This window comes from Planktotalea sp., assembly GCF_049680325.1.
In the GTDB taxonomy this organism is placed as follows: Bacteria; Pseudomonadota; Alphaproteobacteria; order Rhodobacterales; family Rhodobacteraceae; genus Planktotalea.
Window position 1 is genome coordinate 1 of sequence record NZ_JBAUHO010000073.1, and the last position, 8,692, is coordinate 8,692.

Below are 8,692 nucleotides of genomic sequence, written 5' to 3' on the forward strand. Positions count from 1 at the left end.
GTGCTCTTCGGTTGGATGGCGCTGGTCGGCGTCGTGCGCGCCGAATTCCTGCGCGCGCGGAATCTGGAATATGTGCGCGCGGCAAAAGCGTTGGGCGTGTCCAACACTGTTATCATGTTCCGCCACATGCTGCCCAATGCGATGGTCGCGACAGTCACCATGTTGCCGTTCATCGTCACGGGAACAATCAGTACGCTTGCCGGTCTTGATTTCCTGGGCTTCGGCCTGCCGTCTTCTTCGCCCTCATTGGGGGAAATGACCTTACAGGCCAAACAGAACCTGCAAGCGCCTTGGCTGGCCTTCACAGCCTTCTTTACCTTTGCCGCAATGCTCTCGCTTCTCGTCTTCATCTTTGAAGGTGTGCGCGATGCGTTTGACCCAAGAAAGACATTCTCATGAGCGCCTTGTTGCAGGTTACGGACCTGAAAGTCGCCTTTCGTCAGGATGGCAAACTAAGCAGCGCCGTGAATGGCGTCAGCTTTACCGTTGATCGCGGCGAAACTGTTGCGCTCGTTGGTGAAAGCGGTTCAGGCAAGTCAGTCACCGCGCTCAGTACCGTTTCATTGCTGGGAAGCAGCGCCGTGACGACAGGGTCCATTACCTATGAGGGGCAGGAAATGGTCGGGGCGGATGAGGCCTTGCTGCGCAAAGTGCGCGGAAACGACATCAGCTTTATCTTTCAGGAACCGATGACCTCGCTGAACCCGCTTCACACGCTGGAAAAGCAGCTCGGTGAATCGCTGGCACTGCACCAAGGCGTCGTCGGCGACGCGGCACGTGGGCGGATTATCGAATTGATGAATAAAGTTGGCATTCGAGATCCCGAAAGCCGATTGAATTCCTATCCCCACCAGCTTTCCGGTGGGCAGCGTCAGCGTGTGATGATTGCAATGGCGCTTGCGAATGGGCCTGATCTGCTTATCGCCGATGAACCGACAACTGCGTTGGACGTGACCATTCAGGCGCAAATTTTGCAGCTTCTGGCCGATCTGAAAAAAACCGAAAACATGGGGTTATTGTTTATCACCCATGATCTTGGGATCGTGCGCAGCATTGCAGATAAGGTCTGCGTGATGAAAGCCGGTGAGATTGTCGAGGCGGGCCCGACGGAAGAGGTCTTTAACAACCCCCGTCACGAGTACACAAAAACATTGCTCAGCGCTCATGCTGTTGGCACGCCGGATCCGGTGCCAGAGGGCTCGCTCGAAATGGTGAGTACCGAACATCTAAAGGTTTGGTTCCCTATTCAGCAGGGTCTGCTTAAACGTACAGTTGGACATGTCAAAGCAGTGAATGATGCTACGCTTAGCGTGCGCGCTGGCGAAACGCTGGGCATTGTGGGCGAGTCCGGGTCGGGCAAAACGACCCTGGCTTTGGCCATGATGCGGCTGATCGCGTCTGAGGGTGGAATAACCTTCAACGGGCAGGATACGCGCCAATGGAGCACGCGCCATTTGCGTGCCGCGCGCAAAGATATGCAGATCGTGTTTCAGGATCCGTTCGGCTCGCTGTCTCCGCGAATGACCGCCGAGCAAATCATCGCGGAAGGGCTTGGCGTACATGGGACCGATGGAACGAAAACGCCGCGTGATATGGTGGCGGAAATCATGACCGAAGTCGGCCTTGATCCTGATACGATGCATCGCTACCCGCATGAGTTTTCAGGGGGGCAGCGTCAGCGCATCGCAATTGCCCGCGCGATGATCTTGCGGCCCAAGTTGGTGGTTCTGGATGAACCGACCAGTGCGCTGGATATGACAGTGCAGGTGCAGATCGTTGAACTGCTACGCAATTTGCAAAAGAAATACGGTTTGGCCTACCTGTTTATCAGCCATGATCTGAACGTTGTCCGTGCCATGTCGCACAAGGTTCTGGTTATGAAGCAAGGTGACATCGTCGAATTCGGCGAAAGCGAAGAGTTGTTCAAATCGCCAAAGCAAGAATACACTCGCGCGCTATTGGCCGCTGCGCTGGATCATCGCGCTGAAGCGTAATCGACCGGGTGCGTTAGATCGCCGAACTGTGTCCTGCGTGGCTTAGATCATAGGCATCGAACTGACGTGCAATTAGCCGCGTCAAAGGCCGTGCTTCGAGCGGGATGAACAACCCTTCGGATGTCACGCTGAGCAAACCTTCAAAGGCCTTGTTTGTCTCATGAAAGAGAGCATCAAGCGCTTTGCCCGAGATGCCAAAACGACCCGTGATTTCGTCGCGCGACACGAAAAAATCGCACATCAAAGCCTCGATAAGGCGCGCACGCATTTTGTCGTCACCTGAAAAGCCATGTCCGCGCGCGATTGGAATGCGTCCTTCACGAACAGCGGTCGTGTATTTTGACGTTGCTGCATTGTTTTGTGCATAGCCCTGAGGGTAACGCGAAATCGATGAGGCACCCAAGCCGATCAGAACATCTGAGGTATCTTCGGTATAGCCCTGGAAATTGCGGCGCAATTTGCCCGCGTCCAATGCTTTGGTCAGCCCATCTGTTTTGGTCGCAAAATGGTCGATACCGATTTCACGATAGTCGTCCCAAAGGAACAAACGGCGCGCCGTGTCAAATAGCTCAAGGCGTTCTTGCGGTGTGGGCAGTGCTTCGGACGGGATCATTGACTGGCGCCGCGCCATCCACGGCACGTGCGCATACCCGTATAGCGCAACGCGGTCAGGATTGAGCGAGAGCAACTTCTGAACGCTCTCTGTGATTTTGGCTTTGGTCTGATGGGGCAGGCCAAAGAGAATATCTGCGTTCAGCGACTGAACACCACGCGCACGGATCATGTCGATCGCATCGCGCGTTACGTCATAACTTTGTTCACGGCCGATACACTTTTGAATTTCCGGATCGAAGTCCTGAACGCCAATGGATGCTCGGTTCATCCCGGCGGCGGCCAGGGCGTCAAGGCGCGGCCCATCGATCTCGTTCGGATCAATTTCGACCGAAAATTCACCGCCATCGGCCATTGGCGTGACCGAAAGAATTTCCCCCGCCAGATCCGTTATCATTTCAGCAGAAAGCAACGTCGGTGTCCCGCCACCCCAATGCAAACGCTCAAGCGTGATACCTTCGGGTAAATGTCTGGCAAGCGTTGCTATTTCGCTCTTTAGGGTCTCAAGGTAGGCCACAATCGGTGCAGTGCTCTGTGTGCCTTGGGTGCGACAGGCGCAGAACCAGCATAAACGCCTACAAAACGGAATGTGGACGTAAAGTGAAATCTTGCTGTTGGGCGCAATTTCCGAAATCCAGCGAGAGACCTGCGTATCGCTGATCTGCTCACTGAAGTGTGGTGACGTGGGGTAGCTTGTATAACGCGGCACTTTCGCGTCAAAAAGACCCAGTCGTTCTAGCTGGTTTCGCATTGTCATGACTTCGCCAATACGATGTAATGACGAGGCCCACTTTGATTCAGATCAATGGACTGGAAATGTCATGCCTCAAGCCCTTATCGCCGAACCACAAGACTGCGGAGATTGTCCGATCCGGCACCGGGCGGTCTGTGCACGTTGCGAAACCGATGAGTTAGAGCGGCTGGACCAGATCAAATATTACCGCACTTATGAAGCAGGGCAGACAATTGTTTGGTCGGGCGAACCGATGGAGTTTGTCGGCTCGGTTGTGCGGGGCATTGCGACTTTGTCACAAACAATGGAAGACGGCCGCACCCAAATGGTCGGGCTTTTACTGCCCTCTGATTTTGTTGGCCGTCCAGGGCGCAGCGGTGCTGCGTATGATGTAATGGCGACGACGGACGTTGTTATGTGTTGTTTCCGCAAAGTCCCGTTCGAAGATATGATGGCGCGCACGCCGCATATTGCACAACGCTTGCTTGAGATGACATTGGACGAACTGGATGCGGCGCGCGAATGGATGCTGGTCTTGGGCCGTAAAACAGCACGCGAAAAGATAGCGTCGCTCCTGTCGATTATTGCCCGCCGCGATGCTTCGTTAAACTTGCGCGCGAGCGATGCGAAGATCGTTTTCGATCTACCCCTGACGCGCGAAGCGATGTCGGATTATCTGGGTTTGACGCTTGAAACTGTCAGCCGCCAGATCAGCGCGCTTAAGCGTGACGGTGTTATCGTTCTGGAAGGCAAACGTCATGTGACCATCCCCGACTTTGAGCGACTGCTCATTGAAGCCGGGGATGATAATGACGGTGGCATGCTGTCCTAACCGCCAGCTTCGTGCCTAGTGCTTCATGAGGATCGGCACGTTTGCTTCTTCCAGCATGTCGCGGGTGGCGCCGCCCAGGATGGCTTCGCGGAAACGCGAATGCCCGTAGGCACCCATGACGATCATATCTGCATTTTTGTCGCTGGCATGACGCAAAAGCACATCGCTGACACGCGGTAAGCTTTTTGCCATAACGTCGATCTCCGCTTTGACGCCATGACGCGCAAGGAAGACAGACAATGGCCCGCCGGGGTCAGAGCGATCCTGCCCGTGGCGCGGCGGATCGATCACACAAACGCGAACGGACGCGGCTGCTTTCAGGAATGGCATGGCTGCACGAACAGCATTCATCGCCTCTGCGCTTTCGTTCCAGGCAATTATGATGCGTTCCGGCGTGGCTTTGGGTTTTGCGCTGTCTGGTAGCAACAAGACAGGGGCTTGCCCACCAAAGAGCGCCCCTTCAAGGATGCCTTCGGCCTCCAGCTGCGATGTGTTTTCACCATAAGGCGTTCTCAGCACAGCTAGATCACTAAAGCGGGTGCGGATCGCGACGCTGCGGTTGATGTTTCCGATTGGGTTGACCGCTTCTTCAACATTCCATCGTGCGTTGGAGGCTTGCAAAGTTGTCCGCGCGCTTTTGGCTATGGCTTTGGCTTCATCGCCAGCAGCTTCGATCGTGCGTTGCAGCATCATCGGATCAACGCCGCCATAGTGAAAGCCGGGGGTCATGCGATCGACGCCGTGACACAACACATCCAGATGCGCATCAAAGGCGTCGGCCAGTTCTGAAACAGACGTCAAAAAGCCGGTGCTGTTTTCCAAATCGACGAGGTGAGTAATAAGGCTCTTATATTCCACGGTAATGTCTCCCGTTGTTCAGGCTGATCCTATCTGAGACCTTTTCCGCGTGGACTTCTTTGACCCCAATCAACAAATCACAGGCAAGCGTTTGACCCAGATCAAAGAATGGACGGGCGCAATTCCGCAAAAGACCCTCAGTCAAATGAACCCTGCGCAACAACTCCGAATCGCGCGGGCACGACGAAGGGACGAAAAATGATGAACTACATCAAGATTATCGTGCTTGGCATTATCACGCTTCTGGCGATGATCGCGGCCAACTATGCACGAGACCTTGCCTACATGGTTCACGCAATCATCATTATGTTGGTTGCGGGTGGCATGTTCCTATGGACCGTTCGTAAAACGGGCGATCCAGTGGCAACCGGGTCAATGGAACACGAATATATGGACGGGGTGGTACGCTACGGTGTTATCGCAACGACCTTCTGGGGCATTACAGGTTTCCTTGTGGGAACCTTTATCGCGTTTCAGTTGGCGTTTCCCGCTCTCAACTTTGATTGGGCAGAAGGGTATTCAAACTTTGGCCGTCTTCGCCCTCTGCACACCTCTGCGGTGATTTTCGCATTTGGCGGCAATGCTTTGATTGCGACGTCTTTCTATATCGTGCAACGAACATCGGCTGCGCGTTTGTGGGGCGGTAATCTCGCTTGGTTCGTTTTTTGGGGCTATCAGCTCTTTATCGTTCTTGCAGCGACAGGCTACTTGCTTGGTTCGACCCAGTCGAAAGAATACGCCGAGCCTGAGTGGTACATTGATATCTGGCTGACAATCGTTTGGGTTGCTTATCTGCTGGTCTTCCTTGGTACGATCATCAAGCGCAAAGAAAAGCACATCTACGTGGCGAACTGGTTCTTCCTGAGCTTCATCGTCACGGTTGCGATGCTGCACTTGGTTAACAACCTCAGCATCCCGGTCAGCATCTTTGGATCCAAGTCGGTTCAGGTCTTCTCTGGCGTTCAGGACGCGATGGTCCAGTGGTGGTATGGCCATAACGCTGTTGGCTTCTTCCTGACCGCTGGCTTCCTTGGCATGATGTACTACTTCGTTCCGAAGCAGGCTGAACGCCCTGTCTTTTCCTATAAATTGTCGATCATCCACTTCTGGGCATTGATCTTCCTTTATATCTGGGCCGGTCCGCACCACCTGCACTACACGGCTTTGCCCGATTGGGCGTCTACACTTGGTATGGTCTTCTCGATCGTGCTTTGGATGCCAAGCTGGGGCGGTATGATTAACGGTCTGATGACACTGTCTGGTGCCTGGGACAAACTGCGCACCGACCCTGTCATCCGCATGATGGTGATTTCAATCGGTTTCTACGGCATGTCCACATTCGAGGGTCCGATGATGTCGATCCGCGCTGTGAACGCACTGTCGCACTACACCGACTGGACAATTGGGCACGTACACTCTGGCGCGCTTGGTTGGAACGGTATGATTACCTTTGGTGCCCTGTACTTCCTGACACCAAAGCTCTGGAACCGGACACGCCTTTATAGCCTGTCATTGGTTAGCTGGCACTTCTGGCTCGCTACTATCGGGATCGTTCTTTATGCGGCGTCGATGTGGGTGACTGGTATCATGGAAGGCCTGATGTGGCGTGAAGTGGATGCCAACGGTTTCTTGGTGAACTCGTTTGCTGACACCGTTGCTGCAAAACTTCCGATGTATGTCGTTCGTGGTCTGGGCGGGGTGATGTATCTCACTGGCGCATTGATTATGGCCTACAATCTTTGGATGACCGTCAAACGTAGCCCAGCTGTAGAAGCTGAAACCGCAACAACGCACGCTTCAGTAGCGGCCGAATAGGAAGGAGCAAACCTATGGGAATTCTCGACAAACATAGAGTCATCGAGACCAATGCGACCCTTCTGCTGGTTCTCAGTTTCTTGGTCGTCACAATCGGTGGATTGGTGCAAATCGTTCCGCTCTTCTATCTGGAGAACACCATCGAGGATGTAGAGGGCATGCGCCCCTACACTCCGCTGGAGCTCACCGGGCGCGACATCTACGTGCGTGAAGGGTGCTACGTGTGCCACAGCCAGATGATCCGTCCCATGCGGGACGAGGTTGAACGCTATGGTCACTATTCACTGGCGGCAGAATCCAAGTATGACCACCCCTTCCAGTGGGGCTCCAAGCGCACAGGGCCTGACCTTGCACGTGTAGGTGGCCGTTACTCGGATGGTTGGCATCAGGACCACTTCCGCGACCCACAATCCGTGGTCCCGGAATCAGTCATGCCGAAATACGACCAGCTTGAGCGCACGCTCATTGATGGCGAATATATGGGTGATCTACTGCGCACCCACGCCTTTGTTGGTGTTCCATATACATCGGACATGATTGAGGCAGCGCAGGCCGATTTTGCAGCGCAAGCTGATCCCGACAGTGACTACGACGGGCTGCTTGAGCGTTACGGCGAAGAAAGCGTGAATGTGCGCAACTTTGACGGCAAACCTGGTGTTTCCGAAATGGATGCATTGATCGCGTATATGCAAGTGCTGGGCACGATGGTTGATTTCTCGACCTTTACGCCTGACGCAAGCCGATAGGAGGGTCTGGATATGGAAACCTATTCTCTCCTGCGCGAATTCGCCGATAGCTGGATGCTTTTGTTCTTGTTCGTATTCTTCTTGGGAATTGTGTTCTGGGTATTCCGCCCGGGATCCAAGAAGACCTACGCGGAAACCGCTAACATCCCGTTCCAGCACGACGACAAACCCTACATTGATGAGGAGGCTCAAAAATGAGCAAGAAACCTGTCAAAAAAGAAGACGTCGGCACAACTGGCCATAGCTGGGACGGTATCGAGGAGTATAACAACCCCTTACCCCGTTGGTGGCTTTGGACGCTGTATGCCTGTATCGTTTGGGCAATCGGCTATTCGATTGCATACCCGGCCTGGCCGATGATTAATTCGGCAACGGCTGGGGTGCTCGGGTATTCCACACGTGGCGAAGTTGCAGAAGACATCGCAGCGGTCGAGCAATCCAACGAGGCGATCAACACGAAGCTCGCTTCTGTCGAGCTGAATGAGATCGCCACAGATCCTGAACTGGAAATCTATGCCAAATCCGCAGGCGGCGCTGTGTTCCGCACGTGGTGCGCACAATGTCACGGGTCCGGCGCGGCTGGTGTTCAGGCTTCTGGCTATCCGAACCTGCTGGATGATGACTGGCTTTGGGGCGGTACAGTGGATGACATTCACACCACCATCACACATGGTATCCGCAACGAAACCGACGACGATGCCCGCTACTCCGAGATGCCTAAATTTGGCGAGCTGCTCGAAGAAGAGGAAATCGTTCAGGTGGTCAACTATGTGATGAGCCTATCCGGCACAGCGCAAGATGCCAGCATGGTCGAAGCGGGTGCAGTGGTTTTTGAGGACAACTGCTCTGCGTGCCACATGGAAGACGGCACAGGTGATCGCAGCCAGGGTGCCCCTAACCTGACGGACGCAATCTGGCTTTATGGCGGCGATTACGACAAGCTGCTTGAAACTGTGACCTACAGCCGCTTTGGCGTAATGCCAGCGTGGAGTGATCGTCTTTCCGAAGCAGAACTGCGCGCAGTTGCGACCTATATTCACGGTCTGGGCGGCGGCGAAGCTGCCGAGTAAGTCGGGGCCACATTCATCTAATGGCCTCAAAC

9 protein-coding genes are annotated in these 8,692 nt (G+C 54.4%); 7 read left to right on the forward strand and 2 right to left on the reverse strand.

The annotated features are described in order from the left end of the window. On the forward strand, positions 1–399 hold a 399-nt coding region (locus WBC85_RS03000), incomplete at its 5' end, for an ABC transporter permease subunit (RefSeq protein WP_424433192.1). After that, positions 396–1,994, forward strand: coding sequence for an ABC transporter ATP-binding protein (locus WBC85_RS03005; RefSeq protein ID WP_424433193.1), 1,599 nt, complete (start codon positions 396–398; stop codon positions 1,992–1,994). The genes WBC85_RS03000 and WBC85_RS03005, both read left to right, overlap by 4 nt. A 13-nt stretch (positions 1,995–2,007) precedes the next feature. Here WBC85_RS03005 and hemN read toward each other — a convergent pair whose 3' ends face one another. After that, positions 2,008–3,363, reverse strand: a complete 1,356-nt coding sequence (gene hemN, locus WBC85_RS03010; protein ID WP_424433194.1) for an oxygen-independent coproporphyrinogen III oxidase — start codon at positions 3,361–3,363, stop codon at positions 2,008–2,010. A 64-nt stretch (positions 3,364–3,427) separates the two neighbouring features. Between hemN and fnrL the strand changes: the two genes are divergently transcribed. Next, positions 3,428–4,171: a transcriptional regulator FnrL gene (gene fnrL, locus WBC85_RS03015; protein WP_424433195.1), complete on the forward strand. Its 744-nt coding sequence runs from the start codon at positions 3,428–3,430 to the stop codon at positions 4,169–4,171. A 15-nt stretch (positions 4,172–4,186) separates the two neighbouring features. Here fnrL and WBC85_RS03020 read toward each other — a convergent pair whose 3' ends face one another. Then, positions 4,187–5,029 carry a universal stress protein gene (locus WBC85_RS03020; protein ID WP_424433196.1) on the reverse strand — a complete coding sequence of 281 codons (843 nt, stop codon included), beginning with the start codon at positions 5,027–5,029 and terminating at the stop codon, positions 4,187–4,189. Between the two features lie 198 nt (positions 5,030–5,227). On the opposite strand from WBC85_RS03020, the gene ccoN reads away from it, so the two are divergent. Genes ccoN through ccoP form a run of 4 tightly spaced genes read left to right on the forward strand, consistent with a single transcriptional unit; the run spans position 5,228 to position 8,660 of the window. Continuing rightward, positions 5,228–6,844 carry a cytochrome-c oxidase, cbb3-type subunit I gene (gene ccoN / locus WBC85_RS03025; RefSeq protein WP_424433197.1) on the forward strand — a complete coding sequence of 539 codons (1,617 nt, stop codon included), beginning with the start codon at positions 5,228–5,230 and terminating at the stop codon, positions 6,842–6,844. 14 nt (positions 6,845–6,858) lie between these two features. Continuing rightward, positions 6,859–7,590, forward strand: coding sequence for a cytochrome-c oxidase, cbb3-type subunit II (gene ccoO / locus WBC85_RS03030; protein WP_424433198.1), 732 nt, complete (start codon positions 6,859–6,861; stop codon positions 7,588–7,590). A gap of 12 nt (positions 7,591–7,602) precedes the next feature. Further along, positions 7,603–7,788, forward strand: coding sequence for a cbb3-type cytochrome c oxidase subunit 3 (locus tag WBC85_RS03035; protein ID WP_424433199.1), 186 nt, complete (start codon positions 7,603–7,605; stop codon positions 7,786–7,788). Further along, complete coding sequence (ccoP, locus tag WBC85_RS03040) at positions 7,785–8,660, forward strand: cytochrome-c oxidase, cbb3-type subunit III (protein ID WP_424433200.1); 876 nt, start codon at positions 7,785–7,787, stop codon at positions 8,658–8,660. The genes WBC85_RS03035 and ccoP overlap by 4 nt, the downstream gene beginning before the upstream one ends. Positions 8,661–8,692: the final 32 nt, after the last annotated feature.

Coding starts and splice junctions, on each gene's coding strand:
- WBC85_RS03035 (WP_424433199.1), top strand. CDS start 7,603: ATGGAAACCTATTCTCTCCTGCGCGAATTCGCCGATAGCTGGATGCTT.
- ccoP (WP_424433200.1), top strand. CDS start 7,785: ATGAGCAAGAAACCTGTCAAAAAAGAAGACGTCGGCACAACTGGCCAT.
- ccoO (WP_424433198.1), top strand. CDS start 6,859: ATGGGAATTCTCGACAAACATAGAGTCATCGAGACCAATGCGACCCTT.
- WBC85_RS03005 (WP_424433193.1), top strand. CDS start 396: ATGAGCGCCTTGTTGCAGGTTACGGACCTGAAAGTCGCCTTTCGTCAG.
- fnrL (WP_424433195.1), top strand. CDS start 3,428: ATGCCTCAAGCCCTTATCGCCGAACCACAAGACTGCGGAGATTGTCCG.
- hemN (WP_424433194.1), bottom strand. CDS start 3,363: ATGACAATGCGAAACCAGCTAGAACGACTGGGTCTTTTTGACGCGAAA.
- ccoN (WP_424433197.1), top strand. CDS start 5,228: ATGATGAACTACATCAAGATTATCGTGCTTGGCATTATCACGCTTCTG.